The organism is Amycolatopsis sp. NPDC043885 (assembly GCF_056435685.1).
Window position 1 is genome coordinate 421,595 of sequence record NZ_JBWKEA010000004.1, and the last position, 23,687, is coordinate 445,281.

Here is a 23,687-nt window from a genome sequence, read left to right on the forward strand (position 1 = left end):
GGCTGTTGTGGTGGTCGACGCGGCCCGCGTCCGGTCGCCGAGTCGACACCGAGTCGAGTGTCGCCGCACTCCGCGATGCAGTCACCGTGCGGTGGCAGCGCGGTGTCGACTTGTTCTCGTTCAGGGGAGGCCTTCACACCTTGGTCAGGACGGCGGCGCTCTGGAAGCCTCCGAATCCGCTGCCCACGCTCAGCACCACGTCCATCTTGTGCTCCCGCGCCGTGTTCGGCACGTAGTCGAGGTCGCATTCGGGGTCGGCGTTGTGCAGGTTCGCGGTCGGAGGAACGACCTGATGGTCCAAAGCCAGCGCGCAGGCCGCCAATTCGAGAGAGCCGATGGCCCCGAGGGAGTGTCCGATCATCGACTTGATAGAGCTCACGGGGACTCGATACGCGTGGGCGCCGAGACTGCGTTTGAACGCGGCGGTCTCGTGGCGGTCATTCTGTTTCGTGCCGGATCCGTGCGCGTTGACATATCCGACGTCGGTGGGGTCGATTTCGGCCTGCCGGAGCGCATGTGTGATCGCCTCAGCCATCTCGGCACCGTCGGGTTTCAGCCCGGTCATGTGGAAAGCGTTGCTGCGGCTGGCGAAACCCGATACCTCGGCATAGATTCGCGCTCCACGGCGGCGGGCCTCGGTCTTGTCCTCAAGAACCAGTACAGCGGCTCCCTCGCCGAGCACAAAGCCGTCCCGATGCGCGTCGAAGGGGCGCGAGGCGTGAGCAGGGTCGTCGTTGTTCGCCGACGTGGCACGAATCGCGTCGAAACAAGCGGACGTGATCGGTGACAGCGGAGCGTCGGTGGCACCCGCGAGCACCACGTCCGCCGAGCCTTCCCGGATCAACGCCGCTCCGTGCCCGACGGCGTCGAGACCCGAGGTGCACCCCGTCGAGATCAGTGCCACAGGCCCCTCGGCGGCCACGTCCTGTGCGACCTCGACGGCGAGCGTGCTCGGAACCATGTAGCCGTAGAGATGAGGAACGCCATAGGTGTGATCGACCAGCCACCGCCTGCCGTCGTCGGCCAGCACGGCGTACTCCTCCTCCAAGCCCATCGTGCAGCCGACCGCGCTGCCGATGGCGACAGCCACCCGTTCCGGCTCGAGCGCGTCCAAGCGCAACCCGCTGTCTCCCACCGCCTCCCGGGCCGACACGACCGCGAACTGGGCGGCGCGGTCCATCCTCCGGATCTCCTGGGCGGACAGTCCGGCCGCGGCCGGGTCGAAGTCCGCCTCCGCGGCGATCCGGGACCGGAAACCGCCGGCATCGAACAGAGAGATCGGGCGCGTGGCGGTCCGTCCTCCGGACAGGAGGTCCCAGTACGCGGTGCTGCCCAACGCGCCGGGCGCCACGACGCCGATACCGGTGATGACGGGCGTCCTCTTCATCGGGCCGCTCCGACGTCGGGGCCCGGCTGATCCGGATGTGCCGGTGCTTCGGTGTCCACATGGCCGAGGTCGGGTCTCGGAGCCAGTGGTGACAAGTGGAACACCACCTGTGCCGGGGTCTCGCCCACGTTGACCAGCCGATGACGCACGCCGATCGGCACGAGAAGTGATTCCCCTGCGGCGAGCCGTACCGCCTCGCCGTCCAACTTCATCTCAAGATCGCCCGTGATGACGTGCAGGAACTCCTCGGAATAGGGGTGGTAGTGCTCGGTGACCACCTCACCGGCGGCCAGCCACAGCAAGCCGCCGAAACCCGAGGTGGATCCCACGGTCTTCGGACTCAGGGTGACACGGATGTCACCACCGCGTTTGCGATTGGACGCGACATCCTCGGCGCGCACCTTCGTCGGCTGGGTCGTCGTCACGTGGTCTGCCCCTTCTCGGTGGTCCATACGTAGATCGGGTCGGCCATCGCGTCCTTCGGCTCCTGCCAGCCTGGGTCGTACGGCGAGACCAGTTCGGCGAGCGTGGTGTTGAGTTTCTGGTACAGCGGGTGTTTGCGGGCTTGGTACAGGCTGGGCGAGATGTCCTCGTCGGCTTCGACGAGATGGAAGTACAGGTCGTGGAAGGTGAACAGCGTTCGTCGTGACACACCGATCATGTGCGGCAGTTCGGTCGCGTCGGATTCGGCGAAGGCGTCGGCGATCTGCTGTGGATTGTCGGTCCGCAGCTTCGCCACGATCAAGGTGCGGTGCACGGTCGTCCCTTCTGATCGGATTTCGCGGACCAGCCGATGATTCCCAGAGGCGATGGGGAACATCTGAAGTCGTGCTCGACACGCGGGGTGCTACCAGGGGGCTGGCCGTCTGTTCCGGAGGAGTGTCCCGGAAGGTCCGTCGTCGGAAAGTGTTGCGGCATGGACGATGTCGTCCGCGGACTCCTTCACGGATCGCCGCGCCGACGGCATCATCCTGGTCCGCGTCGGCCCTGGGTTCACCGCGTTCACGAGCACCCCGGTGTCCTTCGTGTGCGCTGCCAGCATCGTGGTCAGCCCGTTGACCGCTGTCTTCGACACCGAATAGCCGGGTGCGCCGGTAAAGAGCCCTCCGTCGAAGGTTCCGGTCCCGCTCGAGACGAAGACCACTCGGCCCCATCCTCTGCTGATCATCCCCGGGACGAAAATCTGAGCCACCCGCCAGCCGCCCAGCAGGTTCACCGCCAGGGTGCGTTCAACGAGATCCAGCGACACGGACAGCGGATCGGTGCCGCCGTCGAGCAGGACACCCGCGTTGCAGATCAGTACATCGACCGCGCCGACCTGCTCCGCAGCCCTTCGTACGCTCTCGGCGTCGGTGACGTCCAGCACCTGGGCCCCGTTCGTCCCTCCGGCCTGTCGTGCGGTGGGCACGACCCTCAGCCCCCGCCGGGAGAGTTCGGCGGCGACGGCTTGCCCCAGCCCTCGGTTGGCTCCGGTGACCAAGGCGGTGCGTTGTTCGGCCATGGTGCTCCTCACTACCTGACTGAATGTCCGGAACACCATGGCCGGGAAGTGTGAGACGCGGCTGGTGCCGTGGTGGAGCCGGGCACCGGGGCGGATCAGGAACCCAGGGATTCCCCAGGCCTCGTCGGTATCCCTTTCTTCGCATGGCTTCCGGCGGAGGGACAGGGTGTGGACGACGCGGCGGTGCCCACCACACGGGCCGAGCGCGGGACGCGGGACGACCGACCGGTCGGCGTGAGGAGAATGCCTCGCTGGTACGTGACTCTGTTCACGAGCGATGCGATGGAGCGGTTCGGTTTCTATGGTCTGCAGGCGATTCTCGTGCTGTATGCGTCGGCGCCGGCGGAGCGTGGGGGCCTCGGCCTCGCCATGGCGGACGCGGCGGCCTTGTTCGGGGCATGGATCGGATTGATGTTCATGTTGTCGCTTGCAGGCGGCTGGGTGGGTGACCGCTGGCTCGGCAACCGGACCGCGCTGCTCGCGGGCTGTGCGGTGAACGTCGTCGGCTACCTCCTCCTGTCCATTCCAGCCGGATGGACGGCCGCCGCGGCGCTGCCCATGCTGGCGATCGGGGGCGCCGTCTACAAGCCGAACCACCAGGCGATGATCAACATGATGTTCGGCGGCAGCCGGAGCAGGGAGGCCGGCATCTCGCTGATGTACGTCGCTTCCCAGGTGTCGGCGTTGCTCGCACCGTTGATCGCCGGCTACCTCGGCGAGCGGGTCAGCTGGCATCTCGCCTTTTTGGCTATCGCCTTGGTGCTCCTGGCCACCACGGTTCAGCTCCGGGTGACCTCCGCCCAGTTCCACGGCGTCGGTGCCACGGCGATCCGGCCGCTCGACGCGCCGGAGCGTCGGACGCTGATACGGCGGCTGGCCCTGTTGTGCCCGGCGGTCGTGGTGGTACTGGCGGGGCTCGCGATCGCTGGTCTGCTCAGCGCCGTCGTGGCGATCGGATTGATCGGGCTGCTCAGCGTGGTGACACCGATCATCTGCTATGTCCGGCTACGAGCCGATCCAGCGCTGGAATCGGACGACCGCAGGCGACTGACCTTCTTTCTGTTCGTGTACTTGGGTTCCGCGCTGTTCTGGATGATCGTCGCCCATGCCGCGTCACTCCTGAACCTGTTCGCGAGGGATCATGTCGACCTCGAGGTGCTCGGGTTCGTCATGCCCGCGAGCTGGTTGCAGGCGGCGACCCCGTTGTTCATTCTCCTGTTGGCGCCGGTGATCGCCTCGGCGTTGCCACGTTGGGGAGGACGGCACAATGTCGGCACCAAGTTCAGTGTCGGCCTGCTTCTTGTGGGCGCGGGCTTCCTGGTCATGTCGGTGGCCACTTCGCTGGTGAGCGCCGACGGCACCAAGATCTCGCCCTGGTGGATGGTGCTCGTCTATCTGACGCACGCGTGCGGGGAAGTGATCATCGCGGCGGTGACGATCTCCGCCGCGGCGGACGTGCTGCCCGCGGGATTTCTGGGGCGAACACTGGGGATGCTGTGGCTGTTCGCCGGTCTGGGCGGCGGCATCGGCAGTGGCGTGGTCCGGCTCAGCACGGTCATGCCGGAACCGCTCTACTACTCGCTTCTCGGCTCGGCCGCGATCCTTTGCGGGGTCGCCTTCTGGGTGGGGCGCCACGCACTGACACGCGGTTTGTCCTGACGCGACTCACCGCGAATTCGTGAACCTCTGGGTTCCTGTTGAGGGGAAGGTCAAATGCTGCGTGCTGGAGGCCCGGCCTGCCGGGCTGATCGCGTCCCAACTGTCTACAAGGGACACAAAAACACCCCCGTGTGCCCGTTTTGGGTGCTTTGCGCGGAGGTCGTGAGTGGCGTTTCGGGTTAGAACCCGAAACGCCACTCACGACCACCCCGCGCCGACCACGCCACGTTCGCCCTTCCCCTCAATAAGTCAAGGAGATGATGGTGGATCAGGGATTGTCCGGAAAACGGGTGCTGCTGACCGGAGGCAGCAAAGGAATCGGACGGGCCACCGTGCTGGCGTTCGCCGACGTCGGTGCGACGGTCGTCGCGGGCCACCGCACGGAAGACGAAGACGCGCAGAGCCTGGCCCGGGAACTCAAGGAGCGTGGAGCCGGGCATCGAGTGGTCCAGGCCGACGTCACCACGCGTGCGGGAGCGGCCGCCCTGGCGACAGCCGCGGCGGATACGCTCGGCGGACTCGACGTTCTGGTGAACAACGTCGGTGTGGACGGATCTGCGCCTTTCGAAGAGCTCCCGGAACAGGAATGGCACCGTGTCTTCGAGCACAATGTCACCGCCGCCTACCTGGTCACCCAAGCCGTGCTGGGCCTGCTGGGGGCCGGTGCCGCGGTGGTGAACATCGGATCTTCGGTGGCACAGCGCGGCCGGGTCAACGGAGTGCATTATTCCGCCTCCAAGTCCGCGTTGACGGGATTCACCAGGGCCCTCGCGAAAGACCTTGGCCCACAAGGTATTCGCGTGAACCTGGTCGCACCGGGGCTGACCGAGACCGAACCGGGTGCGGGCCTGCCCGCGCCCGTCGTGGACCGCATCACCCGGATGACCGCGCTCGGCAGGCTGTGCGGTCCTGAGGACGTCGCCGGCGCTGTGCTCTTCCTCAGCGGAGACACGTCCCGCTACATCAGCGGGGCGACTTTGAACGTGGATGGAGGGATCTGATGTACGCCGCTATCACCTATCGGGTCAAACCGGGCCATGAGACCGAAATCGCCGAGATCTTCGCCGCATTCCAGCGAGTGGACGACCCCCGGTTCCGGGACGCGGACGACAGGCGGGCCGGGCGACTGCTCGGGACCGCCGTGTTCATCAAGGACGACGTGATGGTCCGGGTGATCCACTATGAAGGTGACTTCTCCGCGATCGCCGAGCATATGGCGAGTCAGCGTGGTGTTCACCTGATCGAAGAGAAACTGGCACCCTATCTCGAGACGCCACGGGACACGAGTACCCCGGCTGCCTTCGGCGCCTACTTCCGTGACGCCACCATGCAGGTCATCTCCCAGTTCTCCGTGGAGTCGCACCCCGCGGCGGGATGAGACCTCGCGATTTCGGCCGTTCAGCGGGCTTGGAGGGAGTTTCCAGGCAGGTCGACCAGTCTTGAGAAGCGATGGAAAACACGCGGGACCGATATTCGGAAAGGTCTTTCGATGAACGCATCTGGTGCGGCCACCAGCCCGGTCATAACGGGTATCGGTGTGGTGGCGCCGACGGGTATCGGCATTGCGGAACATTGGCAATCGGTTCTGGCAGGCAAATCCGGCGTCACCAGGATCACCCGGTTCGACCCTTCGAACTACCCGGTCCGATTTGCCGGGCAGCTGCCGAACTTCCTCGCCGAAGAGCGGGTACCCGGCAGGCTGATCCCACAGACGGACCGCTGGACACATCTGGGGCTCGCCGCGGCCGAAGCGGCTCTGGCCGACGCCGACGTGCGACCCGCGGAGCTTCCTGACTACGAGATGGCCGTCGTCACCGCGAGCTCGTCCGGCGGCACCGAATTCGGCCAGCACGAGATGGAGCGCCTGTACCTCGACGGTCCGTCGGGTGTCGGGGCCTATCAGTCGATCGCCTGGTTTTACGCGGCGACCACGGGACAGATCTCGATCCGTTTCGGCATGCGTGGTCCCAGCGGCGTGCTGTGCTGTGAACAGGCAGGTGGTCTGGACGCGTTGAACCAGGCCCGCAGACTCGTTCACGGTGGTTCTCGTCTGGTGGTCAGTGGTGGCACCGACGCTTCTCTTTGCCCCTACGGCCTGGTCGCTCAGCTTTCGAACGGGAAGCTCTCCACTGTGGATGATCAAAATCGCGCCTACCTGCCATTCGATGCCGAAGCGAGCGGCTATTTGCCGGGCGAAGGCGGCGCCATCCTGATCGTGGAAAGCGCGCGGAGTGCTCAGGACCGTGACAAGGGATCCGGTTACGGTGCGATCGCGGGCCACGCCGCCGGTTTCGACCCCCCTCCGGGGTCGGCACGGCCGCCGGCACTACGGCGCACGATCGAGCGGGCACTCGCGGACGCGCGCGTCAATCCGGAGGAGGTGGACGTCGTTTTCGCCGATGCCGCGGGCGTGCGGGCAGATGATCTTTCCGAAGCCCAGGCCATCAGCGCGGTCTTCGGTTCGCGTGGGGTGCCGGTGACGGCACCGAAGACGTTGACCGGACGGCTGTACGGCGGAGGCGCATCGTTGGACGTGGCCACGGCGCTGCTCGCGATCAGGGACGGCGTCATCCCGCACACGGTCGGCTCGGCCCGGCTGGCACCCGGCTGCGATCTCGATCTGGTGACCAACCAGCCCCGGGACGGGAGGGTGCGTACCGCGTTGGTCCTCGCGCGCGGTCACGGTGGCTTCAACGCGGCACTCGTACTCACGGATCTCCCCAGGGCCAAGGCGCTGTGAACAGTGAAAGGGACGAGAAGATGACGGACAGGTTCACCTTCGAGGAATTGAAAGAGATCCTGCGCGCGAGCGGGGGAGTCGACGAAGAAGTCGATCTGAATGGTGATATCGCCGATGTCGAGTTCGGTGAACTCGGCTACGACTCGCTCGCCGTACTGGAGTTCGCCAGGCAGGTGGAGCGCCGCTACGGCTTTTCGATTCCGGACTCCGCGATCGCGGAGATGCCCACGCCGGCGAAGGCCGTCGAATTCATCAATGCCCAGTTCGTGGAGGCGAGGATCTGAAATGGCAGGGCACACCGAGAACGAGATCGTCATCGACGCACCCATGGACCTCGTCTGGGAAATGACCAATGACATCGGATCATGGACGCGGCTCTTCAGTGAGTACTCGGAGGCGACCATCCTGGAACGACGTGGCGAGACCGTCATCTTCCGGCTTTCGTTGCATCCGGACGAGAGCGGGAAGGTGTGGAGCTGGGTTTCGGCGAGAACACCGGACGCGGCGACCAGGACGGTGCGTTCTCAGCGTGTGGAAACCGGTCCATTCAAGTACATGTGGATCTTCTGGGAGTACCTCCAGACCGAGCGGGGTGTCCGCATGCGCTGGGTGCAGGACTTTGAGATGAAGCCGCAGGCACCGATCGGTGACGAGGCGATGCGTGAGCGACTGGATGGCAACACACCGGTGCAGATGCGGTTGATCAAGGACAAGGTGGAAGCGGCCGCACGCGACAGTGCCGCCGTCGGCTGACCCGACCACGTCGGCTGGAGGTGCGCGGTGCTCGAGATCGTGATTCCGGTGGTTCTGCTCGCGAACGGGTTGGCGGCAGGAGTGCTGGTCGGCACCCAGCTCGGTGGCTGGCCCTTGCTCGATACCTTGCCCGCCGCGCGCTATGTACAGGCGCACGGGTTCTTCTCGACACGCTATGACCCGTTCATGCCCCTCTGCTTCCTCGGCACGGTGCTCGGTGATGGGGTGCTCGCACTGGCGGCGGATCCGGCAGGCACCCAGGTGCTGTTCGGTGCGGCAGGCCTGCTGGCAGCGGGCACGGTCGTCATCTCCCTGGTGAAAAACGTCCCTGTCAACAAGTGGATTCGCACGTTGGACCCCGAGAACCTGCCGGACGACTTCGCGGAAAGGGATCCGCGACGGCATTGGGGTGGCTGGAACCGCGCCCGGACCGTGTCGGCGACGTCGGCGCTGCTGGCCAACTGCGCCGCGGTGGGGCTGCTGTTGTGAAAGATCATCGATCCGATCAGGACGCGGAGGGGAAGATGGATCTCGGTTTGAAAGGCAAGAAGGCGCTCGTCACCGGGGGAACCCGGGGAGTGGGCCGCGGCATCGTGCTGGCTCTCGCGAGGGACGGTGTCGACGTCGTCACGTGCTTCCGCCAGGACAAGGAAGCGGCCGCCTCGCTCGAACGGGCACTCGAGGAGATCGGCGGTGCGCACCACGTGTTGCCCGCGGACCTCGCTGATCCCGCGCAGGTCACCGATCTGTTCGGAGAATGCAAGTCGCGGTTGGGCAGGCTGGACATCGTGGTCAACAACGCCGCCGCGATCAGCCACGTCCCATACCTGGAACTGGGCGTCGCCGAATGGCAGCGCATCGTCGACACCAACTTGACCGCGGTACACCTGGTTGTCCAGCAGGCGTTGCCGCTACTCACCGCCGGCGGCTCGGTGATCGGGATCAGCTCGAAGTCCATCGAGGTCGGCATCCCGTTACGGGCCCACTACACCGCCACCAAGGCGGCGTTGCACGGCCTGAACCGCACACTGGCGCGGGAGTTCGGTCCGCAGGGAATCCGGTTCAACGTCCTGTCGCTGGGCATGATCCACACGGAAGCCTTGGAGGCTCTGCCTGCCGAGCAACGCGACGCGATGGTCACGCGCTACTCGGAGAAGACTTCGCTCGGCAGGCTCGGTTCTCCGGAAGAGGTCAGCGACGTGGTGCGGTTCCTGGCCAGCGATTTGGCCAGGTACATAACCGGTGGGGTCATCCCGGTGGACGGAGGGATCTCGTGACGGGCGACGCTTTCCGCGTGATGCTGCGGATGCAGATCAACCCCGGCGCCGAAGGCGACTTCGAGCGGGTTTGGCTGGAGATAGGCGATTCTGTGACCTCCCACCCCGCCAACCTCGGACAGTGGTTGTCCCGGTCCGAGGACGAAGGCGTCTACTACATCGTCAGCGACTGGGTGAGCGAGGCGCTGTTCCGTGAGTTCGAGACCAGCGACCGCCATCTGGAGCATCGGCGGAAACTGCACCCGTTCCGCTCCGGCGGCTCGATGACCACCATGCGCGTGGTGGCGTACCTGCCGGGCACGGCGAGCACCGAGTCTCCTCACGACTGGGAACGAGCGCGGTGAGCGGCGGAGTGCGGGTCCTGTTGTACCACGCGACCGAGGAGCCGGACCGGATCGAGGCCGCCTACCACGAGGCCAGTGTCCGGCTGGCCGGCGTCCCCGGACTGCTCGGCAACGAGCTGCTGCGGTCCACTTCGGACCCGAGCGGGTTCGTGGTGGTCAGTTCGTGGAGCGATGTCACCGCCTTCGAGGAGTGGGAGCGTGGACCGGAGCACCGGGCCCAGACCGCACCGCTGCGTCCGTTCCGGGACACGCGGTTGTCCAGGCCGTTCGACATCTACCAGGTGCGAGCCACCTACTGAGCAGGAGAGCCGTCATGCGGTCACCCGTACCCGAGCGCCGCGAGCGGGAACAACGATCCCGTCGGGCGTGGAGCAGGGCAGGCGGGATGTTGGTGTGGTCGCTGGGGACCCTTGGCGGCTGCATGGGCGGACTCGTACTCCCGTCCGATGACCGCGATCAACCGTCATCGGCCCGGGTCTCAAGGGAGGGAAGGACCTCATGACGGCCACCATGGATGCCGCCGACAGCGTACAGCGGGAGCCGGAACCCGAGTGGGTGTCCTGCGCACGGTGTCGGATGCTGTTGTACGGCAAGCGCTTCGCGCGGTCGGCCAAGGTCTGTCCCGGCTGCGGCTGGCACAGCAGGCTGACCGTGCGTGATCGGCTCGATTCGTTACTGGATCCAGGATCGGCGAGGCCGGTGAAACCTGCGGCGGCGGTTCACGATCCCCTGGCTTTCACAGACCTGGTGCCCTACACCGAACGGCTGGACCGTGCCCGGCGGGAAACCGGTCTGGAGGACGCGGTCCAGGTGGTGTCGGCGACGTTGAGCGGTCGCCCGCTCGTCGTGGCGGCGATGGACTTCCGGTTCCTCGGCGGCAGTCTCGGCTCGGCCGCGGGAGAGGCGATCGTGACCGCCGCGGAAACCGCGCTGGCAGGCAGGATGCCGCTGCTCGTGATCACCGCGTCAGGCGGGGCACGAATGCAGGAGGGGGCTCTCTCCCTGATGCAGATGGCGAGAACCAGCAACGCCATGGCCGCCCTCGACGAAGCGGGCCTGTTGACCCTCACCCTTGTCACCGACCCGACCTTCGGCGGGGTGGCGGCGTCGTTCGCGACCTTGTCGGATGTGATCGTCGCCGAACCAGGCGCGAGGATGGGGTTCGCCGGGCGCAGGGTCATCGAGCAGACCATCCGGGAGAGCCTGCCCGAGTCGTTCCAGACCGCCGAGTTCCTGTTCGAGCATGGTCTGATCGACGGCGTCTCGCCTCGGAAGGAACTGCCGCAGCTGTTGGCGGTCCTGGTGGGCGCGGCGGCGCCGCCTGCGGACGGCTGGAGTGACGGTGTACCGGACCCTGTGCTGCGAGACCCGGAAACCCTGTCTTCTCCGGCCATCGACGAGGTGGTCCGGCGTGCCCGCGTCCTCGGCAGACCGACCACACTCGATCATCTCGCGAACTGGACCGACGGTTTCGTCGAACTGCACGGGGATCGCGCCGGGCACGACAGCCCGGCGATCGTGGGCGGGCCGGCCGAGCTCAACGGCCTGCCGGTGATGGTGATCGGTCACCAGAAAGGCCGCACCACCGAAGAACTCGTGCGGCGAGATTTCGGGATGCCGTCCCCGGCCGGCTACCGCAAGGCGATCCGCTTGATGCGGCTGGCCGCCAAACTGGGGATACCGGTGGTCACCCTGGTCGACACCCCTGGCGCACATCCGGGGCCGGAGGCAGAGCGGACCGGGCAGTCGAACGCGATCGCCGAATGCCTGCGGGTCATGGGCGGGCTCCCGGTGCCGGTGGTCACCGTGATCACCGGGGAGGGCGGCAGCGGCGGCGCGCTGGCGCTGGCCGTCGCGGACCGCGTCCTGTTGTGCGAGAACGCCACGTACTCGGTCATCAGTCCAGAGGGGTGTGCCGCCATCCTCTGGCGCAGCTCTGCCACGCCTGCCGTGTCCGCCGCCGCCGAGGCGCTGCAGGTGGGGGCGAAGTCGCTGCTGTCCCTGGGGGTGGTGGACGGAGTGGTGCCCGAGCCGCCGGGTGGCGCGCACCGGGATCCGGCGGCTGCCAGCGCGCTCGTACGTGACGCAGTGGTCTGCGCGCTGCGTGAACTGCACGGGCGGGACAGCGACGCTCTGGTGGCGGCGAGGCGTGCAAGGTTCCGGCGATTCGGCTCGGCCGAGGTCCGCCCGAAGACCAGGGAGACGGTGAAATGATCGAAAGGCATCCCGAGTTCACTGCGAGCCGGGATCTGTCGGATGTGCTGGGGTTCGAGACCGAAATGCTCAAGCTCGGCGCCGAGGACGCGATGGAGATCCTCTGCCGCAGCCTGGCCGAGGTCGTCACCTCGACCGAGCGGGTGCCGAAGCGCGCGAGGGTGCGGCTGGGCAGCGCGACCATCGATGTGGAATGGCCGGTCGTCGAAGGCGGGCGACCACCTTCCGACGTGGAGCCGGCGAAGCCCGCCGCGGCGTCACCTGCGACCGAAACTCCGACGATACGCACGCCGGTGGTCGGCACCTGCTACCTCGCGCCGGAACCCGGTGCGAAGCCGTTCGTGGCCGTCGGTGACGTGGTCGAACGCGGTCGGCAGGTGGCGATCGTGGAGGCGATGAAGCTGATGAACCCGATCGTCGCGGACCGAGCGGGGCGGGTGACGCGGATCCTCGTCGCCGACGCCGAGCCGGTCGAGTACGACCAAGCACTGATCGCCATCGAACCCGAGGTGCCGGAATGAGCTCGCTGCCGCGGCCGATCGGGAATCGGCGTACCGAACCCGTCTTCAAGACCCTTTTGGTGGCCAATCGGGGCGAAATCGCTCTCCGGGTGGTTCGGACCTGCCGCGAGATGGGCATCCGCACGGTGGTCGCGCACTCCACGGTCGACAAGGAGTCGGCCGCCGTGCTCGCCGCCGACGAGGCGGTCCAGATCGGCCCGGGTGCGGCCAAACAGAGCTATCTGTATCCACCCGCGCTCATCGAGGTCGCGTTGCGGACCGGGGCGGAAGCGGTTCATCCCGGTTACGGTTTTCTGTCCGAGGACCCGGATTTCGCGGAGATCTGTGTGAGTAACGGGCTCGCCTTCGTCGGCCCGCGGCCCGAAGTAATGGCCCGGCTGGGGGACAAGTCCTTGGCCAGGCGCCTGATGAGCGAGGCCGGCCTGCCGCTGCTTCCCGGGACGACGAAGCCGGTGAACGGGTCGGCCGAGGTTCTCGCCGAGGCACGGCGAATCGGCCTGCCGTTGATCATCAAAGCATCGGCGGGCGGGGGCGGCCGGGGAATGGCGATCGTCCGAGAGTGGGCGGAGTTGCTGCCGACCTATCGGTCGACCAGGGCGACCGCACGGGCGGTGTTCGGCGACGAGCGGGTGTACCTGGAACGTTTCTGGGAAAACGCCAGGCATGTCGAGATCCAGCTGCTCGCCGACGAGCACGGCAACGTCGTTTGCCTCGGCGAGCGGGACTGCTCGGTGCAGCGGCGTCACCAGAAGCTCGTCGAAGAGAGCCCCGCACCCGGCTTGGCCGCAGGGCTGTCCGGAATACTCGCCGAAGCCACGGCCCGAGGGGCGCGAGCGGTCGGCTACACCGGCGCGGGCACCTTCGAGTTCCTCGTCTCCGGTGAAGAGGCGGCCTTCATGGAGGTCAACTCGCGTATACAGGTCGAGCATCCGGTGACCGAAATGGTGACCGGTATTGATCTCGTCCGCGAACAAATCCTGGTCGCGGCGGGCCTGCCGCTCTCCCTTCGGCAAGAAGACGTGAAACCGCGTGGCGTCGCGGTGGAGTGCCGGATCAACGCGGAGGACCCCAGCCGGAACTTCGCCCCCTGCCCCGGCAAGCTCGTCGAATTCTCCCCGCCCGCCGGCCCGTTCGTCCGGGTCGACACACATGCCTATCCCGGCTGGCGCGTTCCGCCGGACTACGATTCCCTGCTGGCCAAGGTGATCGTGTGGGCGCCGGATCGGGCACAGGCGCTCGCCAGGATGGACCGCGCGCTGGCCGAGTTCCGGATCGGTGGTCCTGGTATCCACACGACGAGGGACGCGCTTCGCGAGATCATCCGGAACCCGTCCTTTCGTGAAGGCACTCACGACACTTCGTTGCTGGAACGAATGGCCGACGTCTCCGTCACGTCGGCGAGTTGACCCCGAACAAAGGAGTCCGCAATGCCCATCACAGCGATCAGATACGGTATCAAGGCCGGTTGCGAAGAGCAGATCGCCGAGATCTTCGCCGACTTCAAACGTACTGGCTCGCCAGTGGTGCTCGACGACGATGGCAACGAAGTCGGGCGCATCTTGTCGACCGCTGTGTTCATCGAGAACGACATCATGGTGCGATTCGTCGAATACGAAGGTGAACTTGCCGACATCGCGCGATTCATGGCGACTCAGCCTGGAGTGCGCGAGGTCGAGCGCAAACTCAAGCCCTATCTCGCCCGGCCGAGAGACACGGGATCGGTCGAAGGATTCACCAAGACCTTCGAGAGGAGCACCATGCGCTGCATTTCCCGGCTCTCGGCCGACAAGCCAGACGTCCCTTGATGACCGCCACGGTGGCCGACCTGCTCAGCGTGCTTGCCCTGATGGGCAGCGGAACGGTGGCCGGCGTGCTGTTCGCGGTCGCCCTGAGTACCTTGCCCGCGTTGATCGCGATGCCGCCCGGCCGCTACGTCTACGCGCAGAAACTGCTCGGGCGCAATTGGGACCCCACCATGCCCGTACTGGTGCTGAGCTCGACCCTGATCGAAATCGTGCTCGCTGTATTGATGCCGGGAACGGCCGCGGTTCTCCTATTCGGCGGCGCGGCTGTCTCGCTGCTCGGAGTGTCCGTGGTCTCCCATTGGTGCAACGTGCCGATCAACCGGCAGACAAGGGAACTGGATCCGGATCGGATGCCCGACGACTGGCATGATCCGCGACCCCTGTGGCGCCGATGGCATTTCCTGCGCACCGCGCTGGCGATGCTCGCTCTGGCGTGCACCGCAGTCGCTGTCACCATCGCCTGATCACACTGACGCGTTTGGAGGAAGTCCGATGAAGCTCGGGGTGAACATCGCGCCGAACGGCGCACCGGCGGTGGCGTCGGCCGCGGAACGGCTCGGCTACGACGTCGCGTTCGTTCCCGAGGGCTACCGTACGGACGCCATCAGCGTGCTCGGGATGCTGGCCGGGCGAACCGAACGGATCGGTCTCGCAGCCGGTGTACTCCAGATTCCCGCGCGTTCGGCAGTGATGACCGCGATGACGGCGTCCACTTTGGAGACCTTGGCCCCTGGGCGTGTCCGGCTGGGACTCGGAATCTCCAACGCGCATATCTCCGAGGGATGGCACGGTGTCCGATTCGATCGCCCGCTCCGCCGTACCAGGGAGTACATCGAGATCGTACGGCTCGCGTTGAACGACGAGCCCGTGCGATATCGAGGCGAACTCAACGAACTGCCGCTTCCGGATGCACGAGGTGAACCCTTTCAGCAATTCGGCTCGGCGCACGCTGCGGCCGTACCGATCTACCTGGCGGCCATCGGACCGCGCAGCCTCGAACTGGCGGGCGAGGTCGCCGATGGCTGGTTCGGTGTGTTCTGCTCGCCGGACCGGATCACCGAATCGCTTCCCCACATCCGATCGGGGCGGGACAAGGCGGGTCTGCGATACAAGGGATTCGAGGTCGCTCCCTCGGTACCCGTCGTCGTCGGCCGGTCGCCAGACGAGGCGGCGGACGCCGTCCGGCACTACATCGCACGGTTCGTCAGCCTCGGTAGCAAGGAACACAGCTTCTACCACAGCCTGATGAAAACCATGGGGTACCCGAACGAGGCCGATGAGGTGCACGATCGGTATGGCGCCGGTGATCACGCAGGTGCCGCCGCAGCCGTGCCATTCGGGTTCATCGACGCGACGGCCTTGCTCGGGCCCCGCGAACGGATCGCGGAAAAGATGACCGCGTACGCCGAGGCGGGAGTGACCACACTGGCCTTGTCGCCGTTCGCGCGCGCGATCGAGGAACAACAGTCCATCTTGCGTGTCGCCGCTGAAGCGCTGGACCGCGCAGGGCTCGCCTGACCGCCTTCGTAAAGGAGTGCGCCATGTCCACGGAACTCACCGGGCTCACGTTCCCGTTCCCGCAGCCACCCGAGTTCACCCTGCCCGCCGAGTTCACCCGGTTACGCGCGCGGCAACCGGTCACCGAGGTGACCCTGCCGTCCGGGGACCGGGCCTGGCTGGTCACCCGGTACACGGACGTCCGCAAGGTTCTGGCGGACGCCAGGTTCAGCCGCGCGGCCGCCGAACTGCCAGGTGGCCCGCGGATGGGGAACACCAGTCCTGGCCCGGAAACCATCCTCGGTATGGACCCGCCCGATCACACCAGGCTGCGCCGGCTGGTCGCGCCGGCCTTCACCACCCGCCGGATCGAGGCTTTGCGGCCCCGGGTCGAAGAACTTGCGAACGACCTGATGATCGAGGTGGCGAGTGGCCCTCGGTCCGCCGACCTGCTCGGGCAGTTCACCGCCGCGCTGCCGAGCAAAGTCATCTTCGAACTGCTCGGTGTGCCCTATTCGGATTTCGGGACGCTGCACGGCTGGACTGACGTGATCTTCAGCCTGTCCTCGCACTCGCGCGACGAGGTGAGGGCGGCGCGAGCGAGTATCGAGCGGTTCCTCGTCGAGTTGGTCGCGGAAAAGCGCGCTCACCCGGCCGGCGACCTGCTCAGCGTCCTGATCGCCGCTCGCGACGAGCAGGACAAGCTGTCCGAAACCGAGTTGGTCAGCTTCGCGCTGATCTTGATCACCGTCGGCCATATGAGTACCGCGAGCACGTTGAGTACCGCACTGTTCACTCTGCTCCGCCTGCCCGAGCAGATGGCGCGACTGTACGCCCAGCCCGACCTCGTTCCGAGCGCCATAGAAGAACTGCTGCGGCACAACACTTTCGCGCTGACCGGTACTCAGCTGAGGGTGGCACTCGAGCACGTTCGGCTGGGCAACGTCACGATCCGCGCCGGAGACGCCGTGCTGGCCGCGCTCGGCTCGGCCAACCACGATACCGAGGTATTCGACCGGCCGGACCGTGTCGATTTGACTCGGTCGCACAATCCGCATATGGCCTTCGGCTACGGAATCCATCACTGCCTCGGTGCACAACTGGCGAGACTGGAGATGCAAGAGGCTCTTTACGCACTTATGCGCAATATTCCGGGCACCCTCCGGCTGGCGGTGGCGCCGGCGGAGGTCGAACTCAAGACCGGACTGACGGCCCGTGCGCTGGCGAGTTTGCCGGTGCGTTGGTGACACGAAACCGTCAATGAATCACGCACTCCTCCGGCGGTTGGTTCGAGTTCCTGAAAAATCCTTAAAGTGCGCCCGAGTCCTCGGCGCCTTGCTAAATTGGGCCTTGCAGGGGCACGAACCATTATCACCAGTGATCACGGAGGGGATATGTCCACTCAGGAAGAGGCTCTGGCGCCGGCGAGAGAGGCGGAAGCCGACACTGATCTGAGAACCCGCCCACAGAGTCCGGAAGGAACCTGGGCGGTACGAGTGACTTTCGCGGATGGGACGCGGAACGAACGCGGCTTGTTCGCCTTCACCGCCGAAGGGCTGCTCATCCAGACCAACACCGGCAGTCAGACCACCGGGATCGGAAAATGGAGGCGGACCAGGGAGGGGTTCCGGTTCACCTTCCGCGAGCAGGCCTTCGACGACGACAACGAGTTCGCTTTCGACGTGCACGTGGACCACGAAGGAAGGCTTACGTCGGGGGACACATTCACCTCGCATGGAACCGGTACGGCAGTGGACGCCGATGGGCAGATAGTGCGGGTCTCGGAGACGACGGTGACCGCCGAGCGTTATTGAACCGGCGGCTTCCGGACGGGCGTGCGAAACGCCCGTCCGGAAGCGGTTTCGCTATCCGATCCCTTGGTCGAAGAACGACTCGGCACGAGCCACTGATTCCCGCTCGCCGTCCGGCACGTCGGCCTCGAAGAAGATCGCCTCCACTGGGCATTCCGGCACACAGGCGCCGCAGTCGATGCATTCCACCGGGTCGATCACCATCTGCGCTCCCGAGTCATGGATACAGTCGACAGGGCACACGTTCACGCACGACCGGTCTTTGACGTCGGTGCACGGACTGGTAATCACATAGGTCACAGGACCGCTCCTCAACTGATTTCGGTTCGCGACGCGAACTCGTCCGGACGCACCGTCAGTCGACGGTGATCGCGCGTATCACGTTCACCCGTGCCGCCCGGCGGGCCGGCCACGCGGCGGCCAGCAAGCCACCCAGCGAGATCCCGACCAGTGCCAGCAGAATCGTAGGTGGCACCACGAGGTCGAAGACTCCTCGCGACAAGATGAAGTTCTGCATCATCGCGCCGAGTACGACGCCGACCACCACTCCGATCAACCCGCCCAGCGCGGCGATCAGCACGGATTCGACCCGGATGAGCCCGCGGATCTGCCGCCGGGTCATCCCGGTCGCGCGGAGCAGGCCCAGTTCCCGTCCACGCTCCAGTACCGAGAGCGACAAGGTGTTGATGATGCCCAGGAAGGCGATCAACACGGACAGTCCCAGCAGTCCGGTAACGGCACCGAGGTACACGTCCACCTCGCTGATACGGCTGCGCACGTACTCCGGTGCGCTCATGACGGCGAGATCGGAGCGGGCGGCGAGTGCTTGTCGCAAGGCTTCTTCCGCAGCGGCGCCGTCGGTGCCCGGCGCGGTCGCCACCACCATGGGGTTGCCATCGCCCGGCCGAAAATGCACGTCGGCGAGCGCGGGTGGCAACACGACCTGGCCCAGGACGGTCGCTTCGGTGAAGATCCCGGTGATCTCGACCGGAGTGCTGCCACCGCCGGGCGAGGTCAGTGTGACCTGCCGTCCCAGCGACCAGCCCCGCTCTTCGGCGACCGGCTTGGCGACGAACACACCCCGCGTCAGATCCGCGGTGCCGCCTTGCTCGAGTTTCACGTCGACGGTGCGACCGAGCGCGGAGACGTCGGTGCTGCCTGCGCGAGTTTCCTTGCCGTCGAGGAGAACCTGGTCGGTGCGCAACGTGCTGACCGCGGTCACGGACGGCACCGCCTCCACCAGCCGCCGGGTGTCCTCGCCGATCTGACCGCCGGCGACGTTGGTGACGACGGTCCTGCCGACGAAGGCGCCACCGAGATCGCGTTCGCTGATCGTCGAGATGGTCGTGGAGAAGATGGTGATGCCGATGGCGATGGCCACGCCGATCGTCAAGGCCGTCGCTGTCGCGGCCGTCCGCCGGGGACTGCGCAAAGTGTTGCGGACCGCCATCCCGCCGAGCGTCCCGCGTCGCAGTGGCTTGCTGAGCAGGCCGATGACCGGTCCGCTCAGCCAGCGGGCACAGATCACCGCGCTCAGCAACAGCCCGAGCGCCCCGAGCATGCCGGACGCCCGGCTCGCGGTGCCCTCGCCGACCGCGGCGACGATCAGCAGGAGAAGTGAAAGGCTGACCATCGCGAGCCCGGACCGCAGCAGCCACCGAGAGCCTTTTTCCTCCTCGAGCTGTTCACCGCCCAGCGCCGCGACCGGAGGTACCGACGCCGCACGACGCGCCGGCAGCCAGGCCGCCACCACCGTGGTACCCGTCCCGACCAGGAGCGTCCCCAGTACCGCGGGTAGGCCGATCACCACGCCGCCGTCCAAGGCGGGGTTCAGCTCCGCCGCGTATGTCACCACCGGAAGGGCCAGCAGGCTGCCGATGACCAGGCCGGTCATCGAACCGAGTACTCCCACCACGGCGGCTTCCAGGAGCACCGATCGCCGGACCTGCCGACGGGTCGCGCCGACCGCCCGCAGCAGCGCCAGCTCACGCCCGCGACGAGCCACCAGCATCGAGAAGGTGTTCACGATCAACGTGATCCCGACGACCAGTGCGATCCCGGTGAAGGCCAGCACGGTGGCGGACAGCGCCGAGGTGATCTCCGAAGTCGCCGCGCGCAGTGTGGCGTTGAGTTCGGCCCGGTCGACGGTGGCGAAACCGGCGGGCATGGCCGCCGAGACGGCCATCGTCAGCGAGCTTTCCGGTGTTCCGGGCGTCGCGGTGACCTCCACGCTGGTGAAGCTCCCTGGGCGCAGCAACAACCGCTGCGCCGTCGCGGTGTCGAACGCCACGGTGGGGGAGGAGCCGGCTTCCCGGCCATGGGGCTGGTAGTCGTAGACGCCCACCACCGCGGCTTGGAGCTTCCCGCCGCCGTAGAGCACGGTCGTCGTATCACCGACGGCGATACCGCCATCGGTGGCGACGGACTCCGCGAGAACCACCTCGGTCGGCCCGGCCGGGGCACGGCCGGTGACCAGCGACATCCGGTCCGTCCCGGTCCAGTTGCTCCCGGTCATCCTGACTTCGAAGCCTTGGGACACCAGTACCTTGCCGTCCGCGCCCGCTACCGCGGCGTAACCCTCCACGACCCCGGTCGCGGCGGCGACGCCGGGAAGCCCGGCCAGTGTCGCGCGCTGGCCCTCGTCGAGCAGTACCCGGTTCTGCCCACCTTGGCTGAGCTGCGCCTCGTCTTCGCCCACACCACGGCCCAGTGGCGTGACCAAGGCGTCCAAACCGTCCCTCAACGGTTGCTGCCCCTCGGACAGGCTCGTGCTCACGACCAGTGCGCCCGACACGAAGGTCGCACCCAAGAGCACGGTGATGAAGGTGAGTACCAGGCGGGACCAGTTTCCCCGCAACGTCGCCAATACGGTTCGCCACATGATCAGAACGCCCTGATGGTCCGTGCGGCCGACGACACGGCACCCGCCCCGGCGCCGTGATCGAACTGGAGCATCCGCGCGTGGACACGCTCGGCCGTCGGTGCCTCCAGCCGATCCAGCAACACACCGTCGGCGAGGAAGACGACTAGATCGGCATAGGCGGCGGCAAGCGGATCATGCGTGACCATCACGACGGTCTGCCCGAACTCGTCGACCGCGCTCCGCAGGAATCGCAGGATCTGCCCGCTGCTGCGGGAATCCAGATTTCCGGTGGGTTCGTCTGCGAAGATCACCTTCGGCCGGGTGATCAGGGCGCGCGCACAGGCGACCCGCTGTTGCTGGCCGCCGGAAAGCTGCCCAGGCCGGTGATCGAGCCGTTCGGCGAGCCCGAAGGCCGTGACGAGATCGGCGAAGTGACCGGGATCCGGTTTCCGTCCCGCGATCGTCAAAGGCAACACGATGTTCTCGCGCGCCGACAGGGTGGGCACCAGGTTGAAGGCCTGGAAGATAAACCCCAGTTCTGTGCGGCGCAGCACCGTGAGCCGATCGTCGTCGAGACCGGTCAGCTCGGTGTCGCCCACGAAGACCTGGCCGCTGGTAGGGGTGTCCAGGCCGGCGAGGCAATGCATCAACGTGGACTTGCCAGAGCCCGAGGGCCCCATGATCGCGGTGAATCTCCCAGCCTGGATGTCCAGGCTCACGTTGTCGAGCGCGGTCACGCTCGCGCTCGCCTGGCCGTAGACCTTCACGAGCGCGCGGGCTCGTGCGGCAGGCGGTTTCGGTTCCCCCATCAGTTCTTTCCTCCTCGATAGTGCTCGGCAGCGTCGTACTCCGGACCGCCGACACGCTGACCTGCTGCTCGTTCTGCGGTCGGGGCCGCCGACCGGCCCGCCCGTATGGCGCGTTCGCGTTCGATGTCCTTTTTCCCCCATCGGGTCTTGCCGCCGGGTTTGAAGACGGACAGGTAGGTCGCCGTCCACAACGCGGCGGAGAAGACGATCATGCAGATCATCAGCGTCAGTCCTGTGGCGCCGGGTTCGGCGGCCGGGTCGAGGGTTCGTTCGGCGAGTTCCTGGACCCACTGGCTTTCCACGATGGCGACCGCCGGAATGCCCAGCGCGATCACGAGCTTGAGCAGCACCCACCAGTGTTTGACGAGGCCCCATTTACTGCCCAGGGAGACCACCAGGCCGGTGATGATGGACAGCATCATCGTCGGAATGACGATGAACAGATCGAAGACGTGCATCAATTCGTAGGCGCCATGGCGCAATCCGGCGTTTTCCGTGGTGTAGCCCACGGTGCTGAGAACCACCATGGACACCGCGATACCGAGCCAGCTCACCGACAGCCCGACATGCAGCATCACCCAGAGTTTCCGTTTTCCGGGTGACAACCTCGGAAAAGTCGGCCGCAGCAGGCCGAGGATCACCGCGGAGAACACCATCCCGGCGAGCGGAAGCGGGCCGGGGAAGCTGAAAAGGAACTGCACAGGGACGAACAGCAGGTGGAACACGATAGAGATTCCGCGCGCCCGCGAGGTCCTGGAGCGCAGTGCGCAATAGGCCGTGATCCCGGCGGCGAGGAGATAGCCCGCGAATCCCAGGCTCTGGATGAGCGGGAGGATGGCGTTCTCGCCGGGGAAGATCACCACGGCGTTGAGGACCGAGAACACGGCGAACGCCCACTGCGCTCGCGTCTGCCGGGTGGTCAGTCCCGGCCCGCTTGGAGCGATCGCCGGCCGTGCCGGGACATCGGCGCTCGTCCTGTTCGCGGGGTCCATGCTGGTCACCTCTCCGTTCTCGTCCCAGGCGTAAGTCGTCTCGTGGTCCGTTGGCCTGTGGATTCGAATCTAGGAGCGGGGCGGCGGTGTCCGCGTCGCACGAAGTGATTTCACCTATGGGCCGGAAGTAGTTCGAATACCGCCGTCGCCTACATCGATCGATTGATCCTTGGGTCGGACGACGCAGTTCGAACGCGGGGGAGCCATACAGGCAGCAGTGCCACCGCGAGCGCGGTCACCGCTAGATAGCCCGTCAGCGCGAGCAGCAAATGGTCACCGGGGGTCAGATCAGGAGTGGCCTTGTCGGGTGCCAACAGCCAGTAAACGGGCACCAGCCACCAGAGGGTCGCCGCTGCCAAGAGCAACTTCGGCACCGTGGACTTCGTACGCCAGGTGACCACCGAGAGCCACGCCAGCACAGGCACGATCCAAATCGCGTGATGGGGCCACGAGATCGGCGCGACCGCCAGTCCGGTGAACGCCGCCACCAGCACGCCTGCCAGGTCGTGGCCAAGGCCATGAGCCCACCTCGCGGCGAGCAGGCCGAGCAGGACGACCACCAGGCAGACCGGCAACCACCAGCCAGGTGCCGTGGTGGTACCGGCCAACCGCGCGAAAAGGCCGGGCAACGACTGATTCACCACTGCGCTGATATCGGTCACCCTGCCGGTGTCCAGTATCAGGCCCTGTAGCCAGTACGCGCCTGATTCCCGGGGCAGGACGAGAAATCCGACGGCGATCGTACCAGCGAAGGCAGCCGTGGCGCGTAAGGCGCTCATCCGCCGTCCGGTGCACAGCAGATAGCCCACGAAGATCAAAGGGGTGAGTTTCACCCCGGCGGCGATTCCGATCAGCAGACCCCGCCACCTCGCGGGCATCAGCGGCGAGAAGTCGAGTAGTACGAGAAGAACGATGAAGATGTTGACCTGTCCCAGCATGAGATTCATCAGAACCGGCGTGAGCAGCGGCGCGACGACCATTCCCAGCGCCACCAGCCGGAGCCGTCGATTTCGCGCTTTGACCCCCGCGAGACCGAGCGAAACCCAAAGAAGCACACCGAGACCGAGTAAGCAGGTGTACGTCCAGAGAACCTCCCCCAAGCCTGCAGGCAGCCACGACAAGGGTGTGAACATCACCGCGGCGAAAGGGGGATAGGTGAACGCGACTCCTGTCAAAGCCGCGGTATCGACTTGCAGCTCGTAGAGCGGAACGCCGTCGAATACCGCTCGTGCGACCTCGTGATAAACCTGGAAGTCGGCCATCCAGAGCGGTGCTCCCCGCAACACCGGGACGGCCAGGGCGGTCATCGTCAGCGCGGCCAGCGCGATGACCACGCCCGCCTGCCAAAGCGTGGGATTCCTCGCCGTTCCGGCAGGATCCACTGGCGCTCCCTCGGACATGTCCCCTCCTGATCGATACTTCGCACCGCCGCCGGGTCAGCGCAGCGTCTTCCTGGGGGATCTCGGAACACTGGGAGCTGGCTCCAGAGGGCGACCGATCAGGTGAGAGCGGGC

Annotated in this window: 27 protein-coding genes; 18 read left to right on the forward strand and 9 right to left on the reverse strand. The window is 66.4% G+C overall.

Annotation, left to right across the window (positions count from 1 at the left end; all coding sequences use genetic code 11):
- Positions 1-133 precede the first annotated feature (133 nt).
- The 4 genes from AC069I_RS17080 to AC069I_RS17095 form a co-directional block, all read right to left on the reverse strand.
- Positions 134-1,387: a beta-ketoacyl-[acyl-carrier-protein] synthase family protein gene (locus tag AC069I_RS17080; RefSeq protein WP_478230815.1), complete on the reverse strand. Its 1,254-nt coding sequence runs from the start codon at positions 1,385-1,387 to the stop codon at positions 134-136.
- On the reverse strand, positions 1,384-1,812 hold the full coding sequence (locus tag AC069I_RS17085; protein ID WP_478230814.1) for a cupin domain-containing protein: 429 nt from the start codon (positions 1,810-1,812) through the stop codon (positions 1,384-1,386). The genes AC069I_RS17080 and AC069I_RS17085 overlap by 4 nt, the downstream gene beginning before the upstream one ends.
- Positions 1,809-2,144, reverse strand: a complete 336-nt coding sequence (locus tag AC069I_RS17090; RefSeq protein ID WP_478265801.1) for a TcmI family type II polyketide cyclase — start codon at positions 2,142-2,144, stop codon at positions 1,809-1,811. Before AC069I_RS17090 ends, AC069I_RS17085 begins: the two co-directional genes overlap by 4 nt.
- A gap of 90 nt (positions 2,145-2,234) precedes the next feature.
- Positions 2,235-2,888 carry an SDR family NAD(P)-dependent oxidoreductase gene (locus AC069I_RS17095; RefSeq protein WP_478232521.1) on the reverse strand — a complete coding sequence of 218 codons (654 nt, stop codon included), beginning with the start codon at positions 2,886-2,888 and terminating at the stop codon, positions 2,235-2,237.
- Positions 2,889-3,131: 243 nt separating this feature from the next.
- Here AC069I_RS17095 and AC069I_RS17100 point away from each other — a divergent pair, with 243 nt between their 5' ends.
- From AC069I_RS17100 to AC069I_RS17185, 18 genes are all read left to right on the forward strand, one after another.
- The gene (locus tag AC069I_RS17100; RefSeq protein WP_478265802.1) at positions 3,132-4,547 is read left to right on the forward strand and encodes a peptide MFS transporter; all 1,416 of its coding nucleotides are present in this window, start codon (positions 3,132-3,134) and stop codon (positions 4,545-4,547) included.
- A gap of 257 nt (positions 4,548-4,804) precedes the next feature.
- Positions 4,805-5,548, forward strand: coding sequence for an SDR family NAD(P)-dependent oxidoreductase (locus tag AC069I_RS17105; RefSeq protein WP_478230529.1), 744 nt, complete (start codon positions 4,805-4,807; stop codon positions 5,546-5,548).
- Positions 5,548-5,925 (forward strand): SchA/CurD-like domain-containing protein, encoded by a 378-nt coding sequence (locus AC069I_RS17110; protein WP_478230530.1) that lies wholly within the window; start codon positions 5,548-5,550, stop codon positions 5,923-5,925. The genes AC069I_RS17105 and AC069I_RS17110 overlap by 1 nt, the downstream gene beginning before the upstream one ends.
- A gap of 111 nt (positions 5,926-6,036) precedes the next feature.
- Complete coding sequence (locus AC069I_RS17115) at positions 6,037-7,287, forward strand: ketosynthase chain-length factor (protein ID WP_478230531.1); 1,251 nt, start codon at positions 6,037-6,039, stop codon at positions 7,285-7,287.
- Between the two features lie 47 nt (positions 7,288-7,334).
- Entirely contained in the window at positions 7,335-7,571 is a 237-nt protein-coding gene (locus tag AC069I_RS17120; protein ID WP_478265803.1) for an acyl carrier protein, read from the forward strand.
- Position 7,572: 1 nt separating this feature from the next.
- Positions 7,573-8,040, forward strand: a complete 468-nt coding sequence (locus AC069I_RS17125) for an SRPBCC family protein (RefSeq protein ID WP_478230532.1) — start codon at positions 7,573-7,575, stop codon at positions 8,038-8,040.
- Between the two features lie 27 nt (positions 8,041-8,067).
- Positions 8,068-8,529 (forward strand): anthrone oxygenase family protein, encoded by a 462-nt coding sequence (locus tag AC069I_RS17130; protein WP_478265804.1) that lies wholly within the window; start codon positions 8,068-8,070, stop codon positions 8,527-8,529.
- A gap of 35 nt (positions 8,530-8,564) precedes the next feature.
- Positions 8,565-9,317 (forward strand): SDR family NAD(P)-dependent oxidoreductase, encoded by a 753-nt coding sequence (locus tag AC069I_RS17135; protein ID WP_478265805.1) that lies wholly within the window; start codon positions 8,565-8,567, stop codon positions 9,315-9,317.
- The gene (locus AC069I_RS17140) at positions 9,314-9,661 is read left to right on the forward strand and encodes an antibiotic biosynthesis monooxygenase family protein (protein ID WP_478230535.1); all 348 of its coding nucleotides are present in this window, start codon (positions 9,314-9,316) and stop codon (positions 9,659-9,661) included. The genes AC069I_RS17135 and AC069I_RS17140 overlap by 4 nt, the downstream gene beginning before the upstream one ends.
- The gene (locus AC069I_RS17145; protein ID WP_478232530.1) at positions 9,658-9,960 is read left to right on the forward strand and encodes an antibiotic biosynthesis monooxygenase family protein; all 303 of its coding nucleotides are present in this window, start codon (positions 9,658-9,660) and stop codon (positions 9,958-9,960) included. The genes AC069I_RS17140 and AC069I_RS17145 overlap by 4 nt, the downstream gene beginning before the upstream one ends.
- A gap of 199 nt (positions 9,961-10,159) precedes the next feature.
- Positions 10,160-11,875, forward strand: coding sequence for an acetyl-CoA carboxylase, carboxyltransferase subunit beta (gene accD, locus AC069I_RS17150; protein ID WP_478230536.1), 1,716 nt, complete (start codon positions 10,160-10,162; stop codon positions 11,873-11,875).
- Positions 11,872-12,396 carry an acetyl-CoA carboxylase biotin carboxyl carrier protein gene (locus AC069I_RS17155; RefSeq protein WP_478230537.1) on the forward strand — a complete coding sequence of 175 codons (525 nt, stop codon included), beginning with the start codon at positions 11,872-11,874 and terminating at the stop codon, positions 12,394-12,396. The genes accD and AC069I_RS17155 overlap by 4 nt, the downstream gene beginning before the upstream one ends.
- A complete protein-coding gene (locus AC069I_RS17160; RefSeq protein ID WP_478232531.1) occupies positions 12,393-13,802 on the forward strand; it encodes an acetyl-CoA carboxylase biotin carboxylase subunit in 1,410 nt (469 codons plus the stop codon). Before AC069I_RS17155 ends, AC069I_RS17160 begins: the two co-directional genes overlap by 4 nt.
- Positions 13,803-13,823: 21 nt before the next feature.
- The gene (locus AC069I_RS17165) at positions 13,824-14,201 is read left to right on the forward strand and encodes a SchA/CurD-like domain-containing protein (protein WP_478230539.1); all 378 of its coding nucleotides are present in this window, start codon (positions 13,824-13,826) and stop codon (positions 14,199-14,201) included.
- Positions 14,201-14,665 carry an anthrone oxygenase family protein gene (locus AC069I_RS17170; RefSeq protein WP_478230540.1) on the forward strand — a complete coding sequence of 155 codons (465 nt, stop codon included), beginning with the start codon at positions 14,201-14,203 and terminating at the stop codon, positions 14,663-14,665. The genes AC069I_RS17165 and AC069I_RS17170 overlap by 1 nt, the downstream gene beginning before the upstream one ends.
- A 28-nt stretch (positions 14,666-14,693) precedes the next feature.
- Positions 14,694-15,719 (forward strand): LLM class flavin-dependent oxidoreductase, encoded by a 1,026-nt coding sequence (locus AC069I_RS17175; protein WP_478230541.1) that lies wholly within the window; start codon positions 14,694-14,696, stop codon positions 15,717-15,719.
- A 23-nt stretch (positions 15,720-15,742) separates the two neighbouring features.
- Entirely contained in the window at positions 15,743-16,945 is a 1,203-nt protein-coding gene (locus AC069I_RS17180; RefSeq protein ID WP_478265806.1) for a cytochrome P450, read from the forward strand.
- Between the two features lie 249 nt (positions 16,946-17,194).
- On the forward strand, positions 17,195-17,512 hold the full coding sequence (locus tag AC069I_RS17185) for a hypothetical protein (RefSeq protein WP_478230543.1): 318 nt from the start codon (positions 17,195-17,197) through the stop codon (positions 17,510-17,512).
- A 51-nt stretch (positions 17,513-17,563) separates the two neighbouring features.
- On the opposite strand, the gene AC069I_RS17190 is transcribed toward AC069I_RS17185, so the two are convergent.
- From AC069I_RS17190 to AC069I_RS17210, 5 genes are all read right to left on the reverse strand, one after another.
- A complete protein-coding gene (locus AC069I_RS17190; protein WP_478265807.1) occupies positions 17,564-17,713 on the reverse strand; it encodes a 4Fe-4S dicluster domain-containing protein in 150 nt (49 codons plus the stop codon).
- A gap of 151 nt (positions 17,714-17,864) precedes the next feature.
- Positions 17,865-20,390 (reverse strand): FtsX-like permease family protein, encoded by a 2,526-nt coding sequence (locus AC069I_RS17195; RefSeq protein ID WP_478265808.1) that lies wholly within the window; start codon positions 20,388-20,390, stop codon positions 17,865-17,867.
- A gap of 2 nt (positions 20,391-20,392) precedes the next feature.
- Complete coding sequence (locus AC069I_RS17200; RefSeq protein WP_478230546.1) at positions 20,393-21,181, reverse strand: ABC transporter ATP-binding protein; 789 nt, start codon at positions 21,179-21,181, stop codon at positions 20,393-20,395.
- Positions 21,181-22,173, reverse strand: coding sequence for a hypothetical protein (locus tag AC069I_RS17205; RefSeq protein WP_478230547.1), 993 nt, complete (start codon positions 22,171-22,173; stop codon positions 21,181-21,183). The genes AC069I_RS17200 and AC069I_RS17205 overlap by 1 nt, the downstream gene beginning before the upstream one ends.
- Positions 22,174-22,322: 149 nt before the next feature.
- Positions 22,323-23,555, reverse strand: a complete 1,233-nt coding sequence (locus tag AC069I_RS17210; RefSeq protein WP_478265809.1) for a glycosyltransferase 87 family protein — start codon at positions 23,553-23,555, stop codon at positions 22,323-22,325.
- Positions 23,556-23,687: the final 132 nt, after the last annotated feature.